Origin of the sequence: Streptomyces sp. NPDC005803, assembly GCF_040630435.1 — a bacterium.
Classification (GTDB): Bacteria; Actinomycetota; Actinomycetes; order Streptomycetales; family Streptomycetaceae; genus Streptomyces.
Map to the genome: position 1 here is coordinate 233009 of NZ_JBEXXO010000008.1, position 25631 is coordinate 258639.

Here is a 25631-nt window from a genome sequence, read left to right on the forward strand (position 1 = left end):
GGGACGGCTCACGCCTCGCCGCAACGTGAGGCGCGGCCCCCGGCACATCGCCTCACGCGGGCATGAAAAAGACCCCCTGGTCAGTGTTCCCACTGGTCAGAAGGTCTTTTCTGGCACTTCCTGCGAAGTGCCCCCGGCAGGATTCGAACCTGCGCACCCGGCTCCGGAGGCCGATGCTCTATCCCCTGAGCTACGGGGGCGTATCGCTGTGTTGCTCTGCGACGGGTGAAACACTACCAGCTTCCACCCGGTGCCCGTGAACAGGTATTTCCACGTCCCCGCCGGGCGCCCCGGGCCCCGCCCCGGCGCTCGTACGCACATCCGGCCACCCGTCCGGGGACGGAAGTGGGCAAAACCCGGACGCAGCCACTCCGCCCCGCCTACTCTCGAAGGGTGTCAGGGGCGTCCGGCCGCGTGCTTGTTGTCGACGACAACAAGGTCATCCGGCAGTTGATCAGGGTCAATCTCGAGCTGGAGGGCTTCGAGGTCGTGACCGCGGCCGATGGTGTCGAGTGTCTGGATCTGGTCCATCGGGTCAGGCCCGACGTGATCACACTCGATGTCGTCATGCCCCGGCTGGACGGGCTGCAGACGGCCACCCGGCTGCGCTCCGATCCGCGGACCGGGCATCTGCCCCTCGCGATCGTCAGCGCCTGCACGCCGTACGAGGTGGACAACGGTGTCGCGGCCGGCGTCGACGCGTTCCTGGCGAAGCCCTTCGAGCCGAGCGAGCTGGTGCGGCTCGTGCGCCAGTTGGTGGAGCGCGGGCGGACATCGGTGCTCGACGGACGACAGGGCGCCGACCGCGCGGAGAGCGCCGCCGGCTGACCGGATGGCGAAACGCGTTCGCGGAAGGCCCCCCTTCCTCCCCTACGCTTGTCCCGTGACCCCCGCCGACCTCTCCGCGACCGTGCTGCACGCCGTGCGCCGCGCCGTGGAGGAGCACGCCCTGCACGCGCCCGTGCCCGCGCGCGTGCGGGTGGAGCGGACCCGGCCCGGTGGGCGCGGTGACTACGCCAGCGCCGTCGCGCTCCAGCTGGCCGGACCCGCCGCACGCACCGCGCGGGAGGTCGCCGAGATCCTGCGGGAGCGGGTGGCCGGGGCGCCCGGCATCGGGCGGGTCGAGATCACCGGCCCCGGCTTCCTGAACTTCACGCTCGACGCCTCCGCCGGTGCCGACGCCCACCGCACGCTCATGTCCCGGGTGCGGGAGCAGGGGACGCGGTACGGGCACGGGGACGCGTTCGCCGGAGAACAGCTGGAGATCCGCCATCCCCGCGAGGTCCGGGCCGCGGTCACCGCCCACGCGGTGGGCCTGCTCGCGCGGGCGCAGGGCGCGCTCGTGCGCGTCGGCTGCGACGAGGCGCCCGACCCGGACTGGGCGCGGCTGGGCGTCACCGTGGACGTCCAGGCACCGCCGTCCACGTCCTCGGCGGAGGTACGGCCCGTCCCCGCCGGCGCCACCGCCGGGGAGCTGCTCGCCCGGCTCGGTTCCGACGCGACCCGCTGGGGGCTGCTGCGGCCCGCCGGACACGACCGCGCCCCCCTCGGGGGCGAGCTCCTCGTCCAGGGCGAGGACAACGCGCTGTTCCTGGTCCGGTACGCACACTCCCGCGTCCACGCGCTGACGCGCGGCGCGGCGCTCCTCGGATGCGCGGGCGACCCCGGACAGGAGGCCGTCGGCGCCGAGGCGCACGCTCTGGCCGCCCTCGTCGCCGACCACCCCGCCGTGCTCGCCGCCGCCGCTCGGCACCACGCCCCCGACCGGCTCGCCCGGCACCTCGAGGCGGTCGCGCAGGCGTTCTTCGACTTCCACGACGCCGCCTCACCCCTTCCCGTCGGGGACGAGAAACCCTCGGCCGCCCACCGCTCCCGGCTCGCCCTCGCCGAGGCCGCCGGGACGGTGCTGGCCGGTGGCCTGTCCCTGCTCGGCATCAGCGCGCCCCGACACCTCTGAGAGACCCGAGAGAGCAGAGCAACACGATGAGCCGATCCGCACACCCCGCCGGGCCCCGTCACGCCGACGTCATGACCGAGGGCCACTACACCGCCCCCGCCGAAGACCTCAACGTGCTCGACGAGAAGGTCTGGTCCCGCACCGTCACCCGCGACGAGCACGGCGCCCTGACCGTCGGAGGAGTCGAAGTCGCCCGGCTGGCCGAGGAGTTCGGAACTCCGGCCTACTTCCTCGACGAGTCCGACTTCCGGGCCCGCTGCCGTGCCTGGTCCGAGGCGTTCGGACCCGGCGCCGACGTCTTCTACGCCGGCAAGGCCTTCCTCTCCCGCGCCGTCGTGCGCTGGCTCCAGGAGGAGGGCCTCAACCTCGACGTCTGCTCCGGCGGCGAACTGTCCACCGCGCTGGACGCCGGGATGCCCGCCGAGCGCATCGCCTTCCACGGGAACAACAAGTCGGTCGACGAGATCGAGCGGGCCGTCGCGGCCGGAGTCGGCCGGATCGTGCTCGACTCCTTCCAGGAGATCGTCCGGGTCGCCCACGTCGCGCAGCGGCTCGGCAAGCGCCAGCGCGTACAGATCCGGGTGACCGTCGGCGTCGAGGCGCACACCCACGAGTTCATCGCCACCGCGCACGAGGACCAGAAGTTCGGCATCGCCCTGGCCGGCGGCCTGGCCGCCGAGGCCGTCCGCAGGGCCCTCACCCTCGACGGGCTCGAACTCATCGGCATCCACTCCCACATCGGCTCGCAGATCTTCGACATGGCCGGGTTCGAGGTCTCCGCCCGGCGCGTGGTGCAGCTGCTGGCCGAGGTGCGCGACGAGCACGGCGTGGAGCTGCCCGAGATCGACCTCGGCGGCGGCCTCGGCATCGCGTACACCTCCGAGGACGACCCGCGCGAACCGCACGAGATCGCCAAGTCGCTCGGCGACATCGTGACCCGCGAGTGCGAGGCCGCCGGGCTCGCCACCCCCCGGATCTCCGTCGAGCCCGGCCGCGCCATCGTCGGGCCCACGGCCTTCACGCTGTACGAGGTCGGCACCATCAAGCCCCTGGAGGGGCTGCGTACGTACGTCAGCGTGGACGGCGGCATGTCGGACAACATCCGCACCGCGCTGTACGACGCCGAGTACAGCGTCGCGCTCGTCTCGCGCACCTCGGACGCCGAGCCGATGCTCGTCCGGGTCGTCGGCAAGCACTGCGAGAGCGGCGACATCGTGGTCAAGGACGCGTTCCTGCCGTCCGACCTGGCCCCCGGCGACCTCATCGCCGTCCCCGCCACCGGCGCGTACTGCCGCTCCATGGCGAGCAACTACAACCACGCCCTGCGCCCGCCCGTCGTCGCCGTGCGCGACGGACAGGCCCGGGTCATCGTCCGGCGCGAGACGGAGGAAGATCTCCTGCGCCTGGACGTCGGCTGATGCGCTATTTCCCGGGGGACACCCCAGGACCCCGGTAAACATCTCAGGATCCGGACGGGTGGCGGAAACCCCCGTCCGGTGAGTGAGACTGGTTCACACATCAGATGTAAAGGAAACGAGGTCGGATGATGCGTACGCGTCCGCTGAAGGTGGCGCTGCTGGGCTGTGGAGTCGTCGGCTCAGAGGTGGCCCGCATCATGACGACGCACGCCGACGACCTCGCCGCGCGCATCGGCGCACCGGTGGAGCTCGCCGGTGTCGCCGTGCGCCGGCCCTCCAAGGTGCGCGCCGGCATCGACCCCGCACTGATCACCACCGACGCGACCGCCCTCGTCAAACGGGGGGACATCGACGTCGTCATCGAGGTCATCGGGGGCATCGAGCCCGCCCGCACCCTCATCACCACCGCCTTCGAGCACGGCGCGAGCGTCGTCTCCGCCAACAAGGCGCTGCTCGCCGAGGACGGCGCCGCACTGCACGCCGCCGCCGAGCAGCACGGCCGCGACCTCTACTACGAGGCCGCCGTGGCCGGCGCCATCCCGCTCGTACGGCCGCTGCGCGAGTCCCTCGCCGGTGACAAGGTCAACCGGGTCCTCGGCATCGTCAACGGCACCACGAACTTCATCCTCGACAAGATGGACACGAGCGGCGCCGGGTACTCCGAGGCGCTCGACGAGGCCACCGCCCTCGGATACGCGGAGGCGGACCCGACCGCCGACGTCGAGGGCTTCGACGCCGCCGCGAAGGCGGCCATCCTGGCCGGAATCGCCTTCCACACCCGGGTGAAGATCGGCGACGTGCACCGCGAGGGCATCACCGAGGTCACCGCCGCCGACATCGCCTCCGCCCGCCGCATGGGCTGCACCGTCAAGCTCCTCGCCATCTGCGAGCGGGCCGCCGACGGGCAGTCCGTCACGGCCCGCGTGCACCCCGCGATGATCCCGCTCAGCCACCCGCTGGCCTCCGTCCGCGAGGCGTACAACGCGGTGTTCGTCGAGGCCGAGGCCGCCGGGCAGCTGATGTTCTACGGCCCCGGCGCCGGTGGCGCACCGACGGCCTCCGCGGTCCTCGGCGACCTCGTCGCGGTCTGCCGCAACAAGCTCAACGAGGCCCCCGGGCCCGGAGAGTCCGCGTACACGCGTCTGCCGGTGAGCCCCATGGGCGACGTCGTCACGCGGTACCACATCAGCCTCGACGTGGCCGACAAGCCTGGCGTACTCGCCCAGGTCGCGACGGTCTTCGCCGAGCAGGGCGTATCGATCGATACGGTCCGCCAGCAGAGTCGACAGGACGGCGGCGGCGAGGCTTCGCTCGTCGTCGTCACCCACCGCGCGCCCGACGCGGCCCTCTCCGGGACCGTCGAGGCGCTGCGCAAGCTCGACACCGTACGCGGTGTCGCCAGCATCATGCGTGTTGAAGGGGAGTAAGGACCCATGACCACCAAGGGCACCCACCAGTGGCGCGGCATCATCGAGGAGTACCGGGACCGTCTCCCGGTCACGAGCGCGACGCCCGTCGTCACGCTCCGTGAGGGCGGTACGCCGCTCGTTCCCGCTCAGGTCCTCTCCGAGCGCACGGGCTGCGAGGTGCACCTCAAGGTCGAGGGCGCCAACCCGACCGGGTCCTTCAAGGACCGCGGCATGACCATGGCCATCACCCGGGCCAAGGAGGAGGGCGCGCAGGCCGTCATCTGCGCCTCCACCGGCAACACCTCCGCCTCCGCCGCCGCGTACGCGGTACGGGCCGGGATGGTCTGCGCCGTCCTCGTGCCGCAGGGCAAGATCGCACTCGGCAAGATGGGCCAGGCGCTCGTCCACGGCGCCAAGATCCTCCAGGTCGACGGCAACTTCGACGACTGCCTGACGCTGGCCCGCTCGCTCTCGGACAACTACCCCGTGGCGCTGGTCAATTCGGTCAACCCGGTCCGCATCGAGGGCCAGAAGACCGCCGCCTTCGAGATCGTCGACGCGCTCGGCGACGCCCCGGACATCCACGTCCTGCCGGTCGGCAACGCGGGCAACATCACCGCGTACTGGAAGGGGTACACGGAGTACGCCAGGGACGCGATGGCCACGCACACGCCGCGGATGTGGGGCTTCCAGGCCTCGGGTTCCGCGCCCATCGTGCGCGGCGAGATCGTCAAGGACCCGTCGACCATCGCCACGGCCATCCGCATCGGCAACCCGGCCTCCTGGCAGTACGCGCTCGACGCACGGGACGAGTCGGGCGGCTTCATCGACGAGGTGACGGACCGCCAGATCCTGGCGGCCTACCGCCTGTTGGCCTCGCAGGAGGGCGTCTTCGTGGAGCCCGCCTCGGCCGCCTCCGTCGCCGGTCTGCTCAAGGCCGCCGACGAGGGCAAGGTCGACCCCGGCCAGAAGATCGTCTGCACGGTCACCGGCAACGGGCTCAAGGACCCGGACTGGGCCGTCGCCGGCGCCCCCCAGCCGGTCACCGTCCCGGTCGACGCGGTCACCGCCGCCGAGAAGCTGGGCCTCGCGTAGCAGTACCCCGCCGCAGGGCGGCCGCACCCCCGGTCCGGACGACGGGCCCCGGGTGCGGCCACGGCGACGGCTCGTCAGAAAGGCAGCTCGAACGCCCCTTTTCGGGGCGGAGAGCGCATCGACGGTATGCGACACGCATCGTGCGCCTCCTGTGCGCCCTATGTCGCGACAGAACCTTCCTTCGATAAGCTGTACCCAACCCGCCCCGCCCGCATGAGCCGGGGTGCCCGGGCCGTTGCGGCCGTCGGTTCCTTTCCGGGTCAGGCCGTACCCGCAGCCGCAACAGCCCCGGAAAACCCCACACACCCGCACACGTGAAATCCCCGAGCCCGAGCAGTACCGAAGAGCCGCACAGAGCAGAACCCGAAGAGCCGCGAGAACCCCGACACGTCCCGCAGCTCCTCGCATTCCCCGCCGCCTCACAAGGAGAGTCGTCAGAGCGATGGCCGGTCCCGCCTTCCGAGCCGCCGCCGTCCGGGTGCGCGTCCCCGCGACCAGCGCGAACCTGGGCCCGGGTTTCGACGCCCTCGGCCTGTCGCTGGGCCTGTACGACGACGTCGTCGTCCGGGTCGCCGACTCCGGGCTGCACATCGACATCGCCGGCGAGGGCGCGGACACGCTGCCCCGCGACGAGAAGCACCTGCTCGTACGCTCCCTGCGCACCGCCTTCGACGTGCTCGGCGGCCAGCCCCGCGGGCTGGAGATCGTCTGCGCGAACCGCATCCCGCACGGCCGCGGCCTCGGCTCCTCCTCCGCCGCCATCTGCGCCGGCATCGTCGCCGCCCGCGCCGTGACCACCGGTGGTGACGCCCGGCTCGACGACGCGGCCCTGCTGGAGCTCGCCACCGAGATCGAGGGCCACCCGGACAACGTCGCGGCCTGCCTGCTGGGCGGTTTCACGCTCGCGTGGATGGACGGCGGATCGGCCCGTGCCATCAGGATGGATCCCGCTGATTCCATCGTTCCGGTGGTTTTCGTCCCCGGCAAGCCGGTGCTCACCGAGACCGCCCGCGGACTGCTGCCGCGTACCGTCCCGCACGTCGACGCCGCCTTCAACGCGGGCCGCGCCGCGCTCCTCGTCGAGGCCCTGACCCGGCGCCCCGAGCTGCTGCTCACGGCCACCGAGGACCGGCTCCACCAGGAGTACCGCGCACCGGCGATGCCGCAGAGCGTGGAACTGGTGAACCGGCTGCGCGCCGACGGCGTCCCCGCGGTCGTCTCGGGTGCCGGGCCGACCGTGCTGGCGCTGGCCGAGGAGGGTGCGGCCGACAAGGTGGCACGGCTGGCGGGCGAGGGATGGGCGGCCAACCGGCTCGCTCTCGACGCCCAGGGTGCGAGCGTGCTGCCGCTCGCCCCGTAGCCGAGAAGTGATTGCCGGTGAGTGAGAGGGGGAATGTTTGTTGGAGCCGGTAGTGTTAACCTCAAGTCTGCAATCGACGTCTATGTGGCGCGTTGCTTCGTGTCCCTTTCCGGGACCACCATTTCTTCCGGGAGCCTCCCCAACTGCCTGAGCAGCCTGCCTGAGCAGTTGCGAGCACGCTCCGGAACCGGCACGACACCCCTCGCTCGTCCAGGAGTGGGCCGAGCAGGGGGATGCTCGCGCCGGGCCCATGCACACGTTCATCTCTCCGCCGTACCTATCCGGCGGACCACCGCCCCGGCACGGTCCGCACCGAAGACCGCAGTCGGACAGCACAACCGGTCGCCGAGCCAGAAGGCCGACGTCCGCTCCAGGGAAGGACCCTTCGTGAGCGACACCACCGATCTGATGGGCGTGACTGCCGACAAGAACGTCGACAGTGCCGCGCCCGCCGAAGGTGCTGCCACTGGCACCACCGCACGGCGCCGCCGCTCCGGCACCGGCCTTGACGGCATGGTCCTGGCCGAGCTGCAGCAGGTCGCGTCCGGCCTCGGTATCAAGGGCACCGCGCGGATGCGCAAGAGCCAGCTGATCGAGGTCATCAAGGAGACCCAGGCCGGCGGCTCCTCCGCGCCCAAGGCCAAGGCCTCCTCGGCCCCCGCCGAAGAGGCGGAGGCCAAGCCGAAGCGCCGCGCCACCTCCAAGGCGCGCACCGGCGCCGGGGACGAGACCCCGGCCGCCGCGCCCGCCGAGAAGGCCACGGCGCAGCAGCAGATCGACATCCCCGGCCAGCCGGCCAGCGACGACCAGCCCACGGGCGAGCGTCGTCGGCGCCGTGCCACCGCTCAGGCGGGCAGCCCGGACACCAAGGCGGACACCAAGACGCAGGTCAAGGACCGCACGCAGGAGGAGCCGAAGCACGAGGCTCCCGCCGAGGACCGTGCCGAGCCCAAGGCCGAAGCCGCCGCGGACAACGCCGAGGGCCGTCGTGGCGACCGCCAGGACCGCGGCCAGCGCGGTGAGCGGGGCGAACGCGGCGAGCGCCGTGAGCGCCAGCGCGACCGCCGCGGCAAGGGCGACGAGCAGGGCGGCGGCCAGGGTGGCCAGAGCCGGCGCCAGGGCGGCGGCCAGGGCGGTCAGGGCGGCGGCCAGGGCGGCCAGGGTGGCCAGGGTGGCCAGGGCCAGCAGGGCGGCGGCGGACCGCAGGACGACGGCTTCGACGACGACGGCGGCCGGCGCGGCCGCCGGGGCCGCTACCGCGACCGCCGCGGCCGTCGTGGCCGCGACGACTTCGCGAGCGACGCACCGCCGGTCACCGACGACGACGTCCTGATCCCCGTCGCGGGCATCCTGGACATCCTCGACAACTACGCGTTCATCCGGACCTCCGGCTACCTGCCGGGTCCGAACGACGTGTACGTCTCGCTGGCCCAGGTCCGCAAGAACGGCCTGCGCAAGGGTGACCACGTCACCGGCGCCGTGCGCCAGCCCAAGGACGGCGAGCGCCGCGAGAAGTTCAACGCGCTGGTCCGCCTCGACTCGGTCAACGGCATGGCGCCCGAGACCGGCCGCGGCCGTCCGGAGTTCCAGAAGCTGACGCCGCTCTACCCGCAGGACCGGCTCCGCCTGGAGACCGACTCCAACGTCCTGACGACGCGGATCATCGACCTGGTCGCCCCCATCGGCAAGGGCCAGCGAGGCCTGATCGTGGCCCCGCCGAAGACCGGTAAGACCATGATCCTGCAGGCGATCGCCAACGCGATCACGGTGAACAGCCCCGAGTGCCACCTGATGGTCGTCCTGGTCGACGAGCGTCCGGAAGAGGTCACCGACATGCAGCGGTCGGTGAAGGGCGAGGTCATCTCCTCGACCTTCGACCGTCCCGCCGAGGACCACACGACCGTCGCCGAGCTGGCCATCGAGCGCGCCAAGCGTCTCGTCGAGCTGGGTCACGACGTCGTCGTCCTGCTGGACTCGATCACCCGTCTGGGACGCGCGTACAACCTCGCGGCCCCGGCCTCCGGACGCATCCTGTCCGGTGGTGTCGACTCGACCGCGCTCTACCCGCCGAAGCGGTTCTTCGGCGCGGCGCGCAACATCGAGGACGGCGGTTCGCTGACCATCCTGGCCACCGCGCTCGTCGAGACCGGCTCGCGCATGGACGAGGTGATCTTCGAGGAGTTCAAGGGCACCGGCAACATGGAGCTCAAGCTCGACCGCAAGCTCTCCGACAAGCGCATCTTCCCGGCGGTGGACGTCGACGCGTCCAGCACCCGTAAGGAAGAAATCCTGCTCGGCAGCGACGAGTTGGCGATCACCTGGAAGCTGCGCCGGGTGCTCCACGCGCTGGACCAGCAGCAGGCGATCGAGCTTCTCCTGGACCGGATGAAGAAGACCCAGTCCAACGCGGAGTTCCTGCTCCAGATCCAGAAGACGACGCCGGCCCCGGGCAACAACGACTAGTCGCAGCCCCCGGCGGTACACAGGGCCGCCCCCGTCACTTCGGTGCCGGGGGCGGCCCTGCGTCGTACCCCGTCGTCGGCGCTCCCGAGACCTTCGCCACACGGCCGGCCGGTCCCGCGGTCGCCCCGCATCGCCCGCAGTGGGCACGAAACCGCAGGTGAGCGCCAGGTCGCCGGTGAGTCCCGCACCCCGTGGACAGGTCCCGCGCCCACCCGGGGCCCACAGGGCCCTGTGCAACCCTTCTTGTCGCCGCCGCGTCGTCACCAAGAGCGACCTCAGGAGCGACAAAGCGGCACAGAGGGCCCGCACACCACTGCAGGGGGTAGCCGGGAGCAGCCGAGGACACGAGGAGACGGATGAGCGAGCAGAGCCGGAGCAGCAGCCGCATACGGGCCACCGGCAAGCGCCGGAGGAAACCGTCCCGTCGCCGCAGGGCGTCCGTCGTGGCCGCCTGGGCCCTGGCCGGTGTGATCGTGGTGGGCGGATCGGGTCTCGGCTACGCGTACTTCCACCTCGACGGCAACCTCAAGGCCGTCGACATCGACAGCGCCCTCGGCAAGGACCGCCCCGACAACGTCGACAACGGCTCCGAGGACATCCTCGTGCTGGGTTCCGACTCCCGTTCCGGCGCCAACGCGCAGTACGGCGAGGACCAGGGCGGCGCCCGCTCGGACACCGCGATGGTCGTGCACGTCAACAAGGGCCACAAGTCGGCGAGCGTCGTCTCCATCCCGCGCGACACCCTCGTCACCCGGCCCGAGTGCACCGGTGACGAGAGCGGGCGGTCCGTCGCCGGGGAGCGCCGCGCGATGTTCAACACCGCGTACGAGGTCGGCGGACCGGCCTGCGCGGTCAAGACCGTCGAGGCGATGTCGGGCATCCGCATGGACCACTACATCGAGGTCGACTTCACCGGCTTCAAGGCCCTGGTCGACAAGCTCGGCGGGGTCGAGATCACCACCAAGCAGGCGATCAACGACTCCAAGAGCCATCTGCACCTCGAACCCGGCACCCACACCCTCGACGGCGAGCAGTCGCTCGGCCTCGTCCGCACCCGCAAGAGCGTCGGCGACGGCAGCGACCTCGGCCGCATCCAGCTCCAGCAGGCCTTCGTCAAGGCGCTGATGGAACAGGCCAGGAGCGTGGGCATCCTCGACGGCACCAAGCTGTACGGCATCGCGGACACCGCGACCAAGGCCATCACCACCGACTCCGGCCTCGGCTCGGTCACCAAGCTCACGGGCTTCGCGAGCGGCCTCAAGGGCCTCGGCTCCGACGACGTCCACATGGTGACCCTGCCCGTCGAGTACGACCCGGCCGACCCGAACCGGGTCGTCCCGCAGGAGGAGGCCGGCCGGCAGGTGTGGACGGCGCTCCTCCACGACCGGCCGGTCCCCGCCTCCGCCACCGAGAAGTCGGCGGGCGACAAGGGCGACGCGGGGCAGATCGTGCAGTGATCCGGGCGCGCGGCGCGCGATGCGCGCCCCGGCGCCGGCGGGGTCGCCGGCCGCCCGGGAATAGTGGGCGGCCGACCCCCGTTTTGGGAGATACGGCCGGTCCTGGCAGACTGGTACGTCGGCCCCGGTTCACGGACGCGCAATCCGCGCGTACGACCCGGCGCCCTCCCGAACCTAGGAGAAACCCTTGAAGCGCGACATTCACCCCGAGTACGTCGAGACGCAGGTCAGCTGCACCTGTGGCGCGTCGTTCACCACCCGGTCCACGCTGGACAGCGGCACCATCCGTGCCGACGTCTGCTCCGAGTGCCACCCGTTCTACACGGGCAAGCAGAAGATCCTCGACACCGGTGGCCGCGTGGCCCGCTTCGAGGCCCGCTTCGGCAAGGCCGCCGGCTCCGCCAGCAAGTAGCGAGCCACTGCGCCGGTCCTTGGCGCCCTCTACCCGGGGGCGCCGGGGCCGGCGTTTTTTTCCGGCCGGGACGACGGCATCCCCGTATCCCGCCCGGCAGGCACCCGCCGGCCGGCAGGCACGATGAGCGAAGGAACCAGGAGCCCGAAGATGTTCGAGGCGGTCGAGGAACTGATCGGCGAACAGGCCGATCTCGAGAAGAAGCTCGCAGACCCGTCGGTCCACGCCGACCAGGCCAACGCGCGCAAGCTGAACAAGCGCTACGCCGAGCTGACTCCGATCGTCGCCACGTACCGCTCCTGGAAGCAGACCGGCGACGACGTCGAGACCGCCCGCGAGTTCGCCGCCGACGACCCCGACTTCGCCGCCGAGGTCAAGAACCTGGAGAAGGAGCGCGAGGAGCTCACCGAGCGGCTCCGCCTCCTGCTCGTACCCCGGGACCCCAGCGACGACAAGGACGTGCTCCTGGAGATCAAGGCGGGCGCGGGCGGCGACGAGTCCGCCCTGTTCGCCGGCGATCTGCTGCGCATGTACCTGCGCTACGCCGAGCGCGTCGGCTGGAAGACCGAGATCATCGACTCCACCGAGTCCGAACTCGGCGGCTACAAGGACGTCCAGGTCGCCGTGAAGACCAAGGGCGGCAACGGGGCCACCGAACCCGGCCAGGGCGTCTGGGCCCGGATGAAGTACGAGGGCGGCGTGCACCGCGTGCAGCGCGTGCCCTCCACCGAGTCCCAGGGCCGCATCCACACCTCCGCCGCCGGTGTGCTCGTCACGCCCGAGGCCGAGGAGGTCGACGTCGAGATCCACGCCAACGATCTCCGTATCGACGTGTACCGCTCCTCCGGCCCCGGCGGCCAGTCCGTCAACACCACCGACTCCGCGGTCCGCATCACGCACCTGCCCACCGGTGTCGTCGCCTCCTGCCAGAACGAGAAGAGCCAGCTCCAGAACAAGGAGCAGGCCATGCGTATCCTGCGTTCACGGCTCCTCGCCGCCGCGCAGGAGGCCGCCGAGCAGGAAGCGTCGGACGTACGGCGCAGCCAGGTGCGCACGGTCGACCGGTCCGAGAAGATCCGTACGTACAACTTCCCGGAAAACCGCATCTCGGACCACCGCGTCGGCTTCAAGGCGTACAACTTGGACCAGGTGCTCGACGGGGACCTGGACGCGGTGATCCAGGCCTGTGTCGACGCCGACTCCGCGGCCAAGCTCGCCGCCGCGTAAGCACGGAGCCCCACTGCCCCGCACCGCTCGTGAACCCGTACGGAGAACCGCGATGAACCTGCTGCTCGCCGAGGTGGCCCAGGCCACCCAGCGGCTGGCCGACGCCGGTGTCCCCTCACCGCGCTTCGACGCGGAGGAGCTCGCCGCCTTCGTGCACGGCGTCAAGCGGGGCGAGCTCCACCACGTGCCGGACGCCGACTTCGACGCCCGCTACTGGGAGACCATCGCCCGGCGCGAGGCGCGCGAACCGCTCCAGCACATCACCGGCCGCGCCTTCTTCCGCTACCTGGAGCTCCAGGTCGGACCCGGGGTCTTCGTGCCCCGGCCGGAGACCGAGTCGGTCGTCGGCTGGGCGATAGACGCCGTCCGCGCGATGGACGTCGTAGAGCCGCTGATCGTCGACCTGTGCACGGGATCGGGCGCCATCGCCCTCGCCATGGCCCAGGAGGTGCCCCGCTCGCGCGTGCACGCCGTGGAGCTGTCCGAGGACGCCCTCAAGTGGACCAGGAAGAACGCCGAGGACTCCAGGGTCACCGTCCACCGCGGAGACGCCCTGACGGCCCTTCCCGAGCTCGACGGACAGGTCGACCTGGTCATCTCCAACCCGCCGTACATCCCCCTCACCGAATGGGAGTACGTGGCCCCGGAGGCCCGGGACCACGACCCCGAGATGGCCCTGTTCTCCGGTGAGGACGGACTCGACACCATCCGCGGCATCGAGCGCACCGCCCACCGTCTGCTGCGCCCCGGCGGCCTCGTCGTCATCGAGCACGCCGACACACAGGGCGGCCAGGTGCCGTGGATCTTCACCGAGGAGCGTGGCTGGGCCGACGCGGCCGACCACCCCGACCTGAACAGGCGTCCCCGGTTCGCCACGGCCCGCAAGGCCATGCCGTGACCGCCGGCGGCCACCCGCACGACCCGTACCAGCCCTACCCGTACACGCTTGAGGAGGCCGGCTGATGGCACGGCGATACGACTGCAACGACGCGACCGACCGTACGACGGGTCTGCGCGAGGCCGCGTCCGCCGTCCGCCGCGGCGAACTGGTCGTGCTGCCCACCGACACCGTGTACGGGATCGGTGCGGACGCCTTCAGTTCCGAGGGCGTCGTCGACCTCCTCGCCGCCAAGGGCCGCGGCCGCAACATGCCGACGCCCGTCCTCATCGGCTCGCCCAACACCCTGCACGGCCTGGTCACCGACTTCTCGGAGCAGGCCTGGGAGCTGGTGGACGCCTTCTGGCCGGGCGCGCTCACGCTCGTCGCCAAGCACCAGCCGTCGCTCCAGTGGGACCTCGGGGACACCCGCGGCACCGTCGCCATCCGGATGCCGCTGCACCCCGTAGCCATCGAACTGCTCACGGAGGTCGGCCCGATGGCCGTCTCCAGCGCCAACCTCACCGGCCACCCCTCGCCCGAGGACTGCGACGCCGCCCAGGAGATGCTCGGCGACTCGGTGTCCGTGTACCTCGACGGCGGTCCGACCCCGGGCATCGTGCCGTCCTCGATCGTCGACGTCACCGGCAAGGTGCCGGTCCTGCTGCGCGCCGGCGCGCTCTCCGCGGAGGAGCTGCGCAAGGTGGTACCCGACCTCGAGGTGGCCAATTGACCGCCCCTGAGGGGCGTGGCATAGCGGGGCGGACCGACACCTTCCGCATCCTCCACGTCAGCACCGGCAACGTGTGCCGCTCACCGATCACCGAGCGGCTGACCCGGCATGCCCTCGTGGACCGCCTGGGCGACCCGCTCCAGGGCGGGCTGATCGTGGAGAGCGCCGGGACGTGGGGCCACGAGGGCGCCCCGATGGAGGCCAACGCGGAGGTGGTCCTCGCCGACTTCGGCGCCGACGCCACCGGGTTCACCGGCCGCGAGCTGCTCGACGAGCACGTGATCCGCGCCGACCTGGTGCTCACCGCCACCCGTGACCACCGGGCCCAGGTGATCTCGATGGGCCACTCGGCCGGGCTGCGGACGTTCACGCTCAAGGAGTTCACCCGGCTGGTCCGGGCGATCGACCCCGCCACGCTGCCCGACGCCCGCGACGAGGGCGTCGTCGAGCGCGCCCGCGCCCTGGTCCGCGCGGCCGCCGCGCTGCGCGGCTGGCTGCTGGCCCCGACCGTCGAGGCGGACGAGGTCTACGACCCGTACGGCGCCCCCATCACGTTCTTCCGGTCCATCGGGGACGAGATCAACCAGGCCCTGGACCCGGTCGTCACCGCGCTGACGGGCGTATCGGCCCCGCGCTGAAAGAGGGCGCCCCGGAGCCTTCCGCGCCCCGCTGACGGGCGTACGGCGACGACCCGGGCCCGTGGGTCGCCCAGGGGTCCGGTCGGGTGCACCACGGCCCACGACAGCGGGCAGCGGACCCCTCACGGGCCTACATTGGAGCTGACGCCACCCCTCCCCAGGCCCGGAGCCCCCGATGCCGGTCACCACCGCTGCCGCCCCCTCCGCCGTCGCCCCCCTGCCGCAGGACTTCGGCGCCCTGCTCCGGGAGGATCCGGAGATCGCCGATGTGCTGGTGGGGGAGTTCCACCGGCAGTCCGAAAGCCTGCAGCTGACCGCGGCGGAGAACTTCACCTCGCCCGCGGTGCTGGCCGCCCTCGGCTCCCCGCTCGCCAACAAGTACGCCGAGGGGTACCCCGGCGCCCGCCACCACGGAGGCTGCGAACAGGCGGACGCCGCCGAACGCATCGCGATCCGCCGCGCCACCTCGCTCTTCGGCGCCGAGCACGCCAACGTCCAGCCCCACTCCGGATCCTCGGCCGTCCTCGCGGCGTACGCGGCGCTGCTGCGGCCCGGTGACACGGTGCTCGCGATGGGACTCCCGTACGGAGGCCACCTCACGCACGGCTCGCCCGCCAACTTCTCCGGCCGCTGGTTCGAGTTCGTCGGCTACGGGGTGGACTCCGAGAGCGGGCTGATCGACTACCACCAGGTCCGCACCCTGGCCCGCACCCACCGGCCCAAGGCCATCGTCAGCGGCTCGATCTCCTACCCCCGCCATCCGGACCACGAGCTGTTCCGGGAGATCTGCGACGAGGTGGGCGCCTACCTCATCGCCGACGCCGCGCACCCGATGGGGCTGATCGCCGGGGGAGCGGCGCCGAGCCCCGTCCCGTACGCGGACGTGGTCTGCGCGACCACGCACAAGGTGCTGCGGGGCCCGCGCGGCGGCATGATCCTGTGCGGCGCGGAACTGGCCGAGCGGATCGACCGGGCCGTCTTCCCCTTCACGCAGGGCGGCGCCCAGATGCACACGGTCGCGGCGAAGGCCGTCGCGTTCGGCGAGGCCGCGGCGCCCGCCTTCGCCGCGTACGCCCACCGTGTGGTGGCCCACGCCCGGGCGCTGGCGGCCGGACTGGAGAACGAGGGGTTCGACGTCACCACCGGGGGCACGGACACCCACCTGATCGTCGCCGACCCCGCCCCGCTCGGCGTCGACGGGCCCGCCGCGCGTGCCCGGCTGGCCGCCGCCGGTGTGGTGCTGGACACCTGCGCGCTTCCCTACGGGGACACCCGGGGCATCCGGCTCGGCACCGCGGCCGTCACCACCCAGGGCATGGACGAGTCCGACATGGCCCGCCTCGCGGTGCTCATCGGGGCCGCCGTGCGCGAGGAGGGGGACGTCCTCGCGGAAGTCCGGGAGATGGCCGCGAAGCACCCGCCGTACCCCGGGTGAAATGCCCCGTACCTCCGCAGTGGTGGCGGCCAGTGCAACCGACACGGTGACCGCCGTGTCCTCCACCGTGAGGCCGACGCCGTTACTCCCGACCGGCCTCATGGGCCGGTCGGGCTAAGGTGTGGGCTGAGATGGCCGGCGACATTTATGGGGCAGCCCGTGCGTGATTACTTGCTGACGCTCTGTGTCACGGCCGCGGTGACGTATCTGCTCACCGGCCCGGTGCGTAAGTTCGCCATCGCGGTCGGGGCGATGCCCGCGATCCGTGCACGTGACGTCCACCGGGAACCGACACCGAGGCTCGGTGGCATCGCCATGTTCGGCGGGCTCTGCGCCGGGCTGATCGTCGCCGATCACCTGGCCAACCTCGACGGGGTCTTCGAGCTCTCCAACGAACCGCGGGCGCTGCTCTCCGGGGCGGCCCTGATCTGGCTGATCGGCGTCCTGGACGACAAGTTCGAGATCGACGCCCTGATCAAGCTGGGCGGGCAGATGATCGCCGCGGCCGTCATGGTGCTCCAGGGCCTCACCATCCTGTGGCTGCCGATCCCCGGCGTCGGCACGGTCCCGCTCACCCAGTGGCAGGGCACGCTGCTCACGGTCGCGCTCGTCGTCATCACCATCAACGCGGTCAACTTCGTCGACGGCCTGGACGGCCTGGCGGCCGGCATGGTCTGCATCGCCTCGGCCGCGCTCTTCCTGTACACCTACCGGCTCTGGTACGGGTACGGGATCGAGGCGGCCGCCCCCGCCACGCTCTTCACGGCGGTCCTGATGGGCATGTGCCTCGGCTTCCTGCCGCACAACATGCATCCCGCGCGGATCTTCATGGGGGACTCCGGGTCGATGCTGATCGGTCTGGTCCTCGCCGCCGGAGCGATCTCCGTCACCGGGCAGGTCGACCCGGACGCGATGAAGCTCTTCGCGGGGAGCGAGCGGCAGGCGACGCACGCGATGCTGCCGGTCTTCATCCCGCTGCTCCTGCCGCTGACGATCATCGCCATTCCCGCGGCCGACCTGGTGCTGGCGATCGTGCGGCGCACGTGGAACGGCCAGTCGCCGTTCGCCGCGGACCGCGGCCATCTGCACCACCGGCTGCTGGAGATCGGCCATTCGCACAGCCGGTCGGTGCTGATCATGTACTTCTGGTCGGCCCTGATCGCCTTCGGCGCCGTCGGTTACTCGGTGCACTCGACCTCGATGTGGATCGTGCTGCTGATCGTGGGGCTGAGCGCGCTGGGCCTGATCCTGCTGCTGATGCCCCGGTTCACCCCGCGTGCCCCGCGCTGGGCGGAGCGCTTCGTGCCGCCGCGCTACCGCCGCCGGCGCCGCCACGGGGCGGAGGCCGGGGCGGAGCCGTCACAGGCGCTGGAGAGCCAACAGGGGCCCCTGGATGATCAGATGGGGCAGGACGGGCATGAGCCCGCCCCGCGGGCTCCGATCGCCGCCGGGGTGTCCGGCGTCAACGGAGCGACCGCGATCGGCCCCCGTTCGCGCTTCTCGGACCGGCGCAAGGCTGATTCGACGCGTCGGTGATTCGGTCATCAAGGGGCAATACCAGACAAGTCATTGAGTTGTCTTGCTCACACGCGTCGAGTAGCTCTCACGTGTGACAGCAAGCACACTTTCTAGGTAAAGACCTCATCAAATAGTTTGTGATACCGTTCACGAAGCCCGGTGACAGAGCCGAAGGACCTGAGTAGCACGGTCCATTGGCCCGAGGCATCGACTCGGACCGGGCCTACGCTCGTCCATGACGACACACTGCCCATCCCCAGCAAGCGGAGCTGCCGCCATGCCGTCCAACGACGTCCGGACTCTCCTCCAGACCGCCGTCCCCACCGCTGTCGCCGGCGCAGTCGCCGCCGCGATCAGCGCTGGCGTCGCCGGTGGCAAGGGAGCCCTGGGCGCGATCGTTGCGACGATCGTGGTCATCCTCTTCATGGGGATCGGACTGGTGGTCCTGCAACGGACCGCCAAGTCCCTGCCCCACCTGTTCCAGGCGATGGGGCTGATGCTGTACACAGCCCAGTTGCTTCTGCTGTTCATCTTTGTCGCCGCATTCAAGAACACCTCGCTGTTCAACCCGAAGGCCTTCGCGATCACCCTGGTCGTGACGACTCTCGTGTGGATCGGCGCACAGGCGCGTGCGCACATGAAGGCCAAGATCCTTTACGTGGAACCCGAGTCCGACAAGGACGAAAAGCCCAAGAAGCCGGGGTCCGCAGCGTGAAGGGTAGGGGCGGGATAAGTGCAGGTTCGCGACCCTGCTATCGTCCGGTTCCAACTGCGGCACTGCGGGCGCGGGCATGTGAGCTGACGCCTGCTCGATCGCGAGGCTCATTGCCTGACTGCCGCTCACACATCCGTAACACCAGTCCAGTGCCGAACCGCGGCTGCGCGCCGCGCCGACACAACGAGGTTGCCGTACCTATGCGCCACGCTGAAGGAGCCCGCGGTGAGTGCTGACCCGACACAGGTGCTCGCCTTCGAGACCGATTGCCACATCTTCGACGGTTGTGGTTTCCCGGCACCCGGCCTGCACTCGTTCCTGTTCGAGCCCCTCTGGGGCGACGCGGACAGCAACCTGTACTTCAACAAGCCGATGCTGCTGGCCCTGCTCGGTTCGATCGTCATCGTCGGTTTCTTCTGGGCCGCCTTCCGTAAGCCGAAGGTCGTCCCGGGCAAGCTGCAGATGGTCGCCGAGACGGGATACGACTTCATCCGTCGGGGGATCGTCTACGAGACGATCGGCAAGCGCGAGGGCGAGAAGTACGTTCCGCTCGTCGTCTCGCTGTTCTTCTTCGTCTGGATGATGAACCTTTGGGCGATCATCCCGGTCGCCCAGTTCCCGGTGACGTCGATCATCGCGTACCCCGCGGTACTCGCGGCGATCGTCTACATCGTCTGGGTCAGCCTGACGTTCAAGCGGCACGGCTTCGTCGGGGCGTTCAAGAACTTCACGGGCTACGACAAGTCGCTTGGCGCGGTCGCGTATCTCGCGGCGTTCATCGAGCTGTTCTCGAACCTGCTCGTTCGTCCGTTCACGCACGCGGTCCGACTGTTTGCGAACATGTTCGCCGGGCACACCCTGCTGCTGCTCTTCACGATCGCCAGCTGGTACCTGCTGAACGGCATCGGTTTCGCCTACGCCGGCGTCTCGTTCGTGATGACGATCGTGATGACCGCGTTCGAGCTCTTTGTGCAGGCGCTTCAGGCGTACGTCTTCGTACTCCTGACCTGCACCTACATCCAGGGCGCGCTCGCTAAGCACCACTGAGTCCGCCCCAACACATCCGTACTCGTCCGGTGGCCAACCACCACCGGTTCTGAAAGAGAAGGAAGAACTGGCATGTCTGCGACCCTTGCCGCTGTCACCGGCGACCTGAAGGCTCTCGGCTCCATCGGCTACGGCCTCGCGGCCATCGGCCCCGGCGTCGGCGTCGGTATCATCTTCGGTAACGGCACCCAGGCCCTGGCCCGTCAGCCCGAGGCTGCCGGCCTCATCCGCGCCAACCAGATCCTCGGCTTCGCCTTCTGTGAGGCGCTCGCCCTCATCGGTCTGGTCATGCCGTTCGTCTACGGCTCCTGATCCACGGATCCAGACAAGCCCCCTAGACGAAAGGCAATGACGTGAGCCAGTTGCTTACGATCGCGGCTGAGACGGAAAACCCGCTCATCCCGCCGATCCCCGAGCTCGTCATCGGCCTCATCGCCTTCCTCATCGTCTTCGGCTTCCTCGCCAAGAAGCTCCTCCCGAACATCAACAAGGTTCTGGAAGAGCGCCGCGAGGCCATCGAAGGCGGTATCGAAAAGGCCGATGCGGCCCAGACCGAGGCCCAGAGCGTTCTTGAGCAGTACAAGGCTCAGCTCGCCGAGGCCCGCCACGAAGCCGCTCGTCTGCGCCAGGAGGCGCAGGAGCAGGGCGCCGTGATCCTGCAGGAGATGAGGGCGGAAGGCCAGCGGCAGCGCGAGGAGATCGTCGCTGCCGGCCACGCCCAGATCGAGGCCGACCGCAAGGCCGCCGCTTCGGCGCTGCGTCAGGACGTGGGCAAGCTCGCCACCGCCCTGGCCGGCAAGCTCGTCGGCGAGTCCCTCGAGGACCACGCCCGGCAGAGCGGCACCGTCGACCGGTTCCTCGACGAGCTCGAGGCGAAGGCCGAGGCAGTCCGATGAACAGCGCGAGCCGCGACGCACTGGCTGCCGCACGCGAGCGCCTCGACGCGCTGACCGACACCACGTCGGTCGACGCGGCGAAGCTCGCCGAGGACCTGGCCGGCGTCACGTCGCTGCTGCACCGCGAGGTGTCGCTGCGCCGGGTCCTGACCGACCCGGCGCAGGCCGGCGAGGCGCGGGCCGAGCTGGCCGGACGGCTGCTGCGCGGTCAGGTGGGCGGCGAAGCCGTCGACCTGGTCTCCGGCATGGTCCGCTCGCGCTGGTCGCAGTCGCGTGACCTGGTCGACTCGGTCGAGGAGCTGGCGAACATCGCCGACCTCACCGCCGCCCAGCGCGGCGGAGACCTCGACGACGTCGAGGACGAGCTCTTCCGGTTCGGCCGGATCGTGGCCTCGGACCCGGAGCTGCGCGCCGCGCTGACCAGCCGGACCGCGACCCCCGCCGCCAAGGGCGAGCTGCTGCGCAGCCTGCTCGGCGGAAAGGTACGGTCCACCACCGAGCGCGTCGTCGTGCGGCTTGTCACCCAGCCCCGGGGACGTAGCCTGGAAGCGGGACTCGACTCCCTCTCCAAGCTCGCCGCGGACCGCCGGGACCGCGTGGTCGCGGTCGTCACCTCGGCCGTGCCGCTCAGTGACCGGCAGAAGCAGCGCCTCGGCGCCGCGCTGGCGAAGATCTACGGCCGGCAGATGCACCTGAGCCTCGACGTGGACCCCGAGGTCCTCGGCGGGATCGTGGTGCGGGTCGGTGACGAGATCATCAACGGCTCCATCGCGGAGCGCCTCGACGAGGCGACCCGTCGCATGGCCGGCTGAGACCGCGCGGCGCACCAACAGAACAGAGCAAGACCAGCGGCCCGGTTGGGCCGTGCAGAAATTGCAGAAGATTCCTGGGGGTCGGCCCCCAGACCCCCTTAAGAAACTTCGGGCCCAACAAGGAGAGCAGGGAACCCAGATGGCGGAGCTCACGATCCGGCCGGAGGAGATCCGGGACGCACTGGATAACTTTGTCCAGTCGTACCAGCCGGACGCGGCCTCGCGCGAGGAGGTCGGTACGGTCAGCGTTGCCGGTGACGGCATCGCGAAGGTGGAGGGCCTGCCCTCCGCCATGGCGAACGAACTGCTGAAGTTCGAGGACGGAACCCTCGGTCTCGCCCTCAACCTCGAAGAGCGCGAGATCGGTGCGATCGTCCTCGGCGAGTTCAGCGGAATCGAGGAGGGCCAGCCGGTGCAGCGCACCGGTGAGGTGCTCTCCGTCGGCGTCGGCGAGGGTTACCTCGGCCGCGTCGTCGACCCGCTCGGCAACCCGATCGACGGCCTCGGCGAGATCGCGACCGAAGGTCGTCGCGCCCTCGAACTGCAGGCCCCTGGCGTCATGGTCCGCAAGTCGGTGCACGAGCCGATGCAGACCGGCTACAAGGCCGTCGACGCCATGGTGCCGATCGGCCGCGGCCAGCGTCAGCTGATCATCGGCGACCGTCAGACGGGTAAGACCGCGCTGGCCGTCGACACGATCATCAACCAGCGCGACAACTGGCGCTCGGGCGACGTGAACAAGCAGGTGCGCTGCATCTACGTCGCCATCGGTCAGAAGGGCTCCACCATCGCCTCCGTGCGAGGTGCCCTGGAAGAGGCCGGCGCGCTCGAGTACACGACCATCGTCGCCGCCCCGGCGTCCGACCCGGCCGGCTTCAAGTACCTGGCGCCGTACACCGGTTCGGCCATCGGCCAGCACTGGATGTACGACGGCAAGCACGTCCTCATCATCTTCGACGACCTCTCGAAGCAGGCCGACGCCTACCGCGCCGTGTCGCTTCTGCTGCGCCGTCCGCCGGGCCGCGAGGCCTACCCGGGCGACGTCTTCTACCTGCACTCGCGTCTGCTGGAGCGCTGCGCCAAGCTCTCCGACGACATGGGCGCCGGTTCGATGACGGGCCTCCCGATCGTCGAGACCAAGGCGAACGACGTGTCGGCGTTCATCCCGACCAACGTCATCTCCATCACCGACGGCCAGTGCTTCCTGGAGTCCGACCTGTTCAACGCGGGTCAGCGTCCGGCGCTCAACGTCGGTATCTCGGTCTCCCGAGTCGGTGGCTCCGCCCAGCACAAGGCCATGAAGCAGGTCTCCGGCCGTCTGCGCGTGGACCTCGCCCAGTTCCGTGAGCTGGAGGCGTTCGCCGCCTTCGGTTCCGACCTGGACGCGGCCTCCAAGGCGTCGCTGGAGCGCGGTAAGCGCATGGTCGAGCTGCTGAAGCAGCCGCAGTACGCCCCGTTCCCGATGGAGGAGCAGGTCGTCTCCGTCTGGGCCGGCACCACGGGCAAGATGGACGACGTCCCGGTCGAGGACATCCGCCGCTTCGAGAGCGAGCTGCTGGAGTACCTGCGCCGTGAGCGCAAGGACCTCCTGACCAGCATCGCCGAGGGCGGCAAGATGTCCGACGACACGCTGCAGTCGATCGCCGACGCGATCGCCGCCTTCAAGCAGCAGTTCGAGACCTCGGACGGCAAGCTCCTGGGCGAGGGCTGATCGATGGGCGCTCAGCTTCGCGTTTACAAGCGCCGCATCCAAGCCGTCACCGCGACCAAGAAGATCACCAAGGCGATGGAGATGATCGCCGCCTCGCGCATCGTCAAGGCGCAGCGCAAGGTGGCGGCGTCGATGCCGTACGCGACCGAGCTCACCCGTGCGGTGACCGCGGTGGCGACCGGCTCCAACACCAAGCACCCGCTCACCACCGAGGCCGAGGCTCCGGCCCGGGCGGCGGTCCTGCTCCTCACGAGCGACCGCGGTCTGGCCGGCGGCTACTCCTCCAACGCCATCAAGGCCGCGGAGCGGCTGCGGGAGCGGCTGGCGGCCGAGGGCAAGGAGGTCGACACGTACATCGTCGGCCGCAAGGGTGTCGCCTACTACGGGTTCCGCGAGCGCAAGGTCGTGGAGTCGTGGACCGGCTTCACCGACAGCCCCGAGTACTCGGACGCCAAGAAGATCGCGGCGCCCCTTATCGAGTCCATCACCACGGACACGGCCGAGGGCGGCGTCGACGAGCTGCACATCGTCTTCACCGAGTTCGTGTCGATGATGACGCAGAACGCGGTCGACGGCCGGATGCTGCCGCTGTCGCTCGACAAGGTCGAGGAGGAGAGCAGTGAGAAGGGCGAGATCCTTCCGCTGTTCGACTTCGAGCCGTCGGCGGAGGACGTCCTCGACGCCCTCCTGCCGCGCTACGTCGAGAGCCGCATTTACAACGCACTGCTGCAGGCAGCCGCTTCCGAGCACGCTGCCCGCCGTCGTGCGATGAAGTCGGCGACCGACAACGCCGGGGATCTGATCAAGAGCCTCTCCCGGCTTGCCAACGCGGCCCGCCAGGCCGAAATCACCCAGGAAATCAGCGAGATCGTCGGCGGTGCAGGTGCGCTGGCCGACGCGTCCGCGGGGAGTGACAAGTAATGACGACGACAGTTGAGACGGCCGCTGCCACGGGCCGCGTCGCCCGGGTCATCGGCCCGGTCGTCGACGTGGAGTTCCCCGTCGACGCGATGCCGGAGATCTACAACGCCCTGCACATCGAGGTCGACGACCCGGCCGAGGCCGGCGCTCGTAAGACGCTGACCCTGGAAGTCGCCCAGCACCTGGGCGACGGCATGGTCCGCGCGATCTCGATGCAGCCCACCGACGGCGTGGTCCGCCAGGCCCCGGTGACCGACACGGGTGCGGGCATCACCGTCCCCGTCGGTGACATCACCAAGGGCAAGGTGTTCAACACCCTCGGTCAGATCCTGAACGAGCCGGAGGCCGAGGCGCAGATCACCGAGCGCTGGCCGATCCACCGCAAGGCCCCGGCCTTCGACCAGCTCGAGTCCAAGACCGAGATGTTCGAGACCGGCCTGAAGGTCGTCGACCTGCTGACCCCGTACGTCAAGGGCGGCAAGATCGGTCTGTTCGGTGGTGCGGGCGTCGGCAAGACGGTCCTCATCCAGGAAATGATCATGCGTGTGGCGAAGCTGCACGACGGTGTGTCGGTGTTCGCCGGTGTCGGCGAGCGCACCCGTGAGGGCAACGACCTCATCGACGAGATGACCGACTCGGGCGTCCTGGAGAAGACCGCGCTGGTCTTCGGCCAGATGGACGAGCCGCCGGGCACCCGTCTGCGGGTCGCGCTGTCCGCCCTGACCATGGCGGAGTACTTCCGCGATGTGCAGAAGCAGGACGTGCTGCTCTTCATCGACAACATCTTCCGCTTCACGCAGGCCGGTTCCGAGGTCTCCACGCTGCTCGGCCGCATGCCGTCCGCAGTGGGTTACCAGCCGACCCTGGCCGACGAGATGGGTGTGCTCCAGGAGCGCATCACCTCGACGCGTGGTCACTCGATCACCTCGATGCAGGCGATCTACGTCCCCGCGGACGACCTGACCGACCCGGCCCCGGCCACCACGTTCGCCCACCTCGACGCGACGACGGTTCTTTCCCGTCCGATCTCCGAGAAGGGCATCTACCCGGCCGTGGACCCGCTGGACTCCACGTCCCGCATCCTGGACCCGCGCTACATCGCGCAGGACCACTACGACACGGCCAGCCGCGTCAAGGGGATCCTGCAGAAGTACAAGGACCTCCAGGACATCATCGCGATCCTCGGTATCGACGAGCTGGGCGAGGAGGACAAGCTCGTTGTCCACCGTGCCCGTCGCGTCGAGCGCTTCCTGTCGCAGAACACCCACGCCGCCAAGCAGTTCACCGGCCTGGACGGTTCGGACGTTCCGCTCGACGAGTCGATCGCCGCGTTCAACGCGATCTGCGACGGGGAGTACGACCACTTCCCCGAGCAGGCGTTCTTCATGTGCGGTGGCATCGAGGACCTCAAGGCCAACGCCAAGGAGCTCGGCGTCTCCTGAGCCTCCGGCTCACCGAGGGGGGTGGGTGTGTCCCGCCCCCCTCACCACGCCCCGTAGAATTGACCCAACACCCGGCACGACCGCCGGG

The 25631-nt window shown here is 70.3% G+C and carries 23 protein-coding genes and 1 tRNA gene; 23 read left to right on the forward strand and 1 reads right to left on the reverse strand.

Translation table 11 applies throughout. The features are described from left to right. Window positions 1–128: 128 nt before the first annotated feature. A tRNA-Arg gene (locus ABZ454_RS14410) sits at window positions 129–200 on the reverse strand. 214 nt (window positions 201–414) lie between these two features. Here ABZ454_RS14410 and ABZ454_RS14415 point away from each other — a divergent pair. The 23 genes from ABZ454_RS14415 (at window position 415) to atpD (ending at window position 25543) form a co-directional block, all read left to right on the forward strand. Continuing rightward, a complete protein-coding gene (locus ABZ454_RS14415) occupies window positions 415–828 on the forward strand; it encodes a response regulator (RefSeq protein ID WP_356318846.1) in 414 nt (137 codons plus the stop codon). Window positions 829–883: 55 nt separating this feature from the next. Beyond that, a complete protein-coding gene (gene nrtL, locus ABZ454_RS14420) occupies window positions 884–1957 on the forward strand; it encodes an ArgS-related anticodon-binding protein NrtL (protein WP_359538020.1) in 1074 nt (357 codons plus the stop codon). 26 nt (window positions 1958–1983) lie between these two features. Further along, entirely contained in the window at window positions 1984–3375 is a 1392-nt protein-coding gene (lysA, locus tag ABZ454_RS14425; RefSeq protein ID WP_359538021.1) for a diaminopimelate decarboxylase, read from the forward strand. A 125-nt stretch (window positions 3376–3500) separates the two neighbouring features. Further along, entirely contained in the window at window positions 3501–4802 is a 1302-nt protein-coding gene (locus ABZ454_RS14430) for a homoserine dehydrogenase (RefSeq protein ID WP_356318849.1), read from the forward strand. A gap of 6 nt (window positions 4803–4808) precedes the next feature. Continuing rightward, complete coding sequence (gene thrC / locus ABZ454_RS14435; protein ID WP_359538023.1) at window positions 4809–5879, forward strand: threonine synthase; 1071 nt, start codon at window positions 4809–4811, stop codon at window positions 5877–5879. Window positions 5880–6321: 442 nt separating this feature from the next. After that, the gene (thrB, locus tag ABZ454_RS14440) at window positions 6322–7239 is read left to right on the forward strand and encodes a homoserine kinase (protein WP_356318851.1); all 918 of its coding nucleotides are present in this window, start codon (window positions 6322–6324) and stop codon (window positions 7237–7239) included. Window positions 7240–7626: 387 nt separating this feature from the next. After that, window positions 7627–9702: a transcription termination factor Rho gene (gene rho / locus ABZ454_RS14445; RefSeq protein ID WP_356318852.1), complete on the forward strand. Its 2076-nt coding sequence runs from the start codon at window positions 7627–7629 to the stop codon at window positions 9700–9702. 356 nt (window positions 9703–10058) lie between these two features. Further along, window positions 10059–11159 carry an LCP family protein gene (locus ABZ454_RS14450; protein WP_359538025.1) on the forward strand — a complete coding sequence of 367 codons (1101 nt, stop codon included), beginning with the start codon at window positions 10059–10061 and terminating at the stop codon, window positions 11157–11159. Between the two features lie 187 nt (window positions 11160–11346). Then, entirely contained in the window at window positions 11347–11571 is a 225-nt protein-coding gene (gene rpmE / locus ABZ454_RS14455; protein ID WP_356318854.1) for a 50S ribosomal protein L31, read from the forward strand. 150 nt (window positions 11572–11721) lie between these two features. Next, window positions 11722–12798: a peptide chain release factor 1 gene (gene prfA, locus ABZ454_RS14460; RefSeq protein WP_356318855.1), complete on the forward strand. Its 1077-nt coding sequence runs from the start codon at window positions 11722–11724 to the stop codon at window positions 12796–12798. A 52-nt stretch (window positions 12799–12850) separates the two neighbouring features. Beyond that, window positions 12851–13696, forward strand: coding sequence for a peptide chain release factor N(5)-glutamine methyltransferase (prmC, locus tag ABZ454_RS14465; RefSeq protein WP_356318856.1), 846 nt, complete (start codon window positions 12851–12853; stop codon window positions 13694–13696). Window positions 13697–13760: 64 nt separating this feature from the next. Beyond that, window positions 13761–14408, forward strand: a complete 648-nt coding sequence (locus tag ABZ454_RS14470; protein WP_266782896.1) for an L-threonylcarbamoyladenylate synthase — start codon at window positions 13761–13763, stop codon at window positions 14406–14408. Further along, a complete protein-coding gene (locus tag ABZ454_RS14475) occupies window positions 14405–15046 on the forward strand; it encodes a protein-tyrosine-phosphatase (RefSeq protein WP_356318857.1) in 642 nt (213 codons plus the stop codon). Before ABZ454_RS14470 ends, ABZ454_RS14475 begins: the two co-directional genes overlap by 4 nt. 175 nt (window positions 15047–15221) lie before the next feature. Then, a complete protein-coding gene (glyA, locus tag ABZ454_RS14480; protein WP_356318858.1) occupies window positions 15222–16481 on the forward strand; it encodes a serine hydroxymethyltransferase in 1260 nt (419 codons plus the stop codon). Window positions 16482–16628: 147 nt separating this feature from the next. Then, on the forward strand, window positions 16629–18017 hold the full coding sequence (locus tag ABZ454_RS14485) for an MraY family glycosyltransferase (protein WP_356318859.1): 1389 nt from the start codon (window positions 16629–16631) through the stop codon (window positions 18015–18017). Between the two features lie 259 nt (window positions 18018–18276). Further along, window positions 18277–18714 carry a hypothetical protein gene (locus ABZ454_RS14490; RefSeq protein WP_356318860.1) on the forward strand — a complete coding sequence of 146 codons (438 nt, stop codon included), beginning with the start codon at window positions 18277–18279 and terminating at the stop codon, window positions 18712–18714. A 225-nt stretch (window positions 18715–18939) separates the two neighbouring features. Further along, window positions 18940–19761, forward strand: a complete 822-nt coding sequence (gene atpB, locus ABZ454_RS14495; RefSeq protein WP_356318861.1) for a F0F1 ATP synthase subunit A — start codon at window positions 18940–18942, stop codon at window positions 19759–19761. 72 nt (window positions 19762–19833) lie between these two features. Continuing rightward, a complete protein-coding gene (locus ABZ454_RS14500) occupies window positions 19834–20073 on the forward strand; it encodes a F0F1 ATP synthase subunit C (protein WP_356318862.1) in 240 nt (79 codons plus the stop codon). Window positions 20074–20114: 41 nt separating this feature from the next. Continuing rightward, complete coding sequence (locus ABZ454_RS14505) at window positions 20115–20657, forward strand: F0F1 ATP synthase subunit B (RefSeq protein ID WP_356318863.1); 543 nt, start codon at window positions 20115–20117, stop codon at window positions 20655–20657. Continuing rightward, complete coding sequence (locus ABZ454_RS14510) at window positions 20654–21469, forward strand: F0F1 ATP synthase subunit delta (protein WP_356318864.1); 816 nt, start codon at window positions 20654–20656, stop codon at window positions 21467–21469. Before ABZ454_RS14505 ends, ABZ454_RS14510 begins: the two co-directional genes overlap by 4 nt. A 139-nt stretch (window positions 21470–21608) precedes the next feature. Then, on the forward strand, window positions 21609–23180 hold the full coding sequence (gene atpA, locus ABZ454_RS14515; RefSeq protein WP_356318865.1) for a F0F1 ATP synthase subunit alpha: 1572 nt from the start codon (window positions 21609–21611) through the stop codon (window positions 23178–23180). Between the two features lie 3 nt (window positions 23181–23183). Continuing rightward, window positions 23184–24101: a F0F1 ATP synthase subunit gamma gene (locus tag ABZ454_RS14520; protein WP_356318866.1), complete on the forward strand. Its 918-nt coding sequence runs from the start codon at window positions 23184–23186 to the stop codon at window positions 24099–24101. Further along, on the forward strand, window positions 24101–25543 hold the full coding sequence (atpD, locus tag ABZ454_RS14525; protein WP_356318867.1) for a F0F1 ATP synthase subunit beta: 1443 nt from the start codon (window positions 24101–24103) through the stop codon (window positions 25541–25543). The genes ABZ454_RS14520 and atpD overlap by 1 nt, the downstream gene beginning before the upstream one ends. Window positions 25544–25631 lie beyond the last annotated feature (88 nt).

Bases quoted from the DNA above. Each gene is read 5' to 3' on its own strand.
- thrB (WP_356318851.1), top strand. From the start codon at position 6,322: ATGGCCGGTCCCGCCTTCCGAGCCGCCGCCGTCCGGGTGCGCGTCCCC.
- prfA (WP_356318855.1), top strand. From the start codon at position 11,722: ATGTTCGAGGCGGTCGAGGAACTGATCGGCGAACAGGCCGATCTCGAG.
- lysA (WP_359538021.1), top strand. From the start codon at position 1,984: ATGAGCCGATCCGCACACCCCGCCGGGCCCCGTCACGCCGACGTCATG.
- glyA (WP_356318858.1), top strand. From the start codon at position 15,222: ATGCCGGTCACCACCGCTGCCGCCCCCTCCGCCGTCGCCCCCCTGCCG.
- ABZ454_RS14485 (WP_356318859.1), top strand. From the start codon at position 16,629: ATGGGGCAGCCCGTGCGTGATTACTTGCTGACGCTCTGTGTCACGGCC.
- ABZ454_RS14520 (WP_356318866.1), top strand. From the start codon at position 23,184: ATGGGCGCTCAGCTTCGCGTTTACAAGCGCCGCATCCAAGCCGTCACC.
- ABZ454_RS14430 (WP_356318849.1), top strand. From the start codon at position 3,501: ATGATGCGTACGCGTCCGCTGAAGGTGGCGCTGCTGGGCTGTGGAGTC.
- ABZ454_RS14470 (WP_266782896.1), top strand. From the start codon at position 13,761: ATGGCACGGCGATACGACTGCAACGACGCGACCGACCGTACGACGGGT.
- atpA (WP_356318865.1), top strand. From the start codon at position 21,609: ATGGCGGAGCTCACGATCCGGCCGGAGGAGATCCGGGACGCACTGGAT.
- ABZ454_RS14490 (WP_356318860.1), top strand. From the start codon at position 18,277: ATGCCGTCCAACGACGTCCGGACTCTCCTCCAGACCGCCGTCCCCACC.
- atpD (WP_356318867.1), top strand. From the start codon at position 24,101: ATGACGACGACAGTTGAGACGGCCGCTGCCACGGGCCGCGTCGCCCGG.
- thrC (WP_359538023.1), top strand. From the start codon at position 4,809: ATGACCACCAAGGGCACCCACCAGTGGCGCGGCATCATCGAGGAGTAC.
- ABZ454_RS14500 (WP_356318862.1), top strand. From the start codon at position 19,834: ATGTCTGCGACCCTTGCCGCTGTCACCGGCGACCTGAAGGCTCTCGGC.
- ABZ454_RS14450 (WP_359538025.1), top strand. From the start codon at position 10,059: ATGAGCGAGCAGAGCCGGAGCAGCAGCCGCATACGGGCCACCGGCAAG.
- ABZ454_RS14510 (WP_356318864.1), top strand. From the start codon at position 20,654: ATGAACAGCGCGAGCCGCGACGCACTGGCTGCCGCACGCGAGCGCCTC.
- prmC (WP_356318856.1), top strand. From the start codon at position 12,851: ATGAACCTGCTGCTCGCCGAGGTGGCCCAGGCCACCCAGCGGCTGGCC.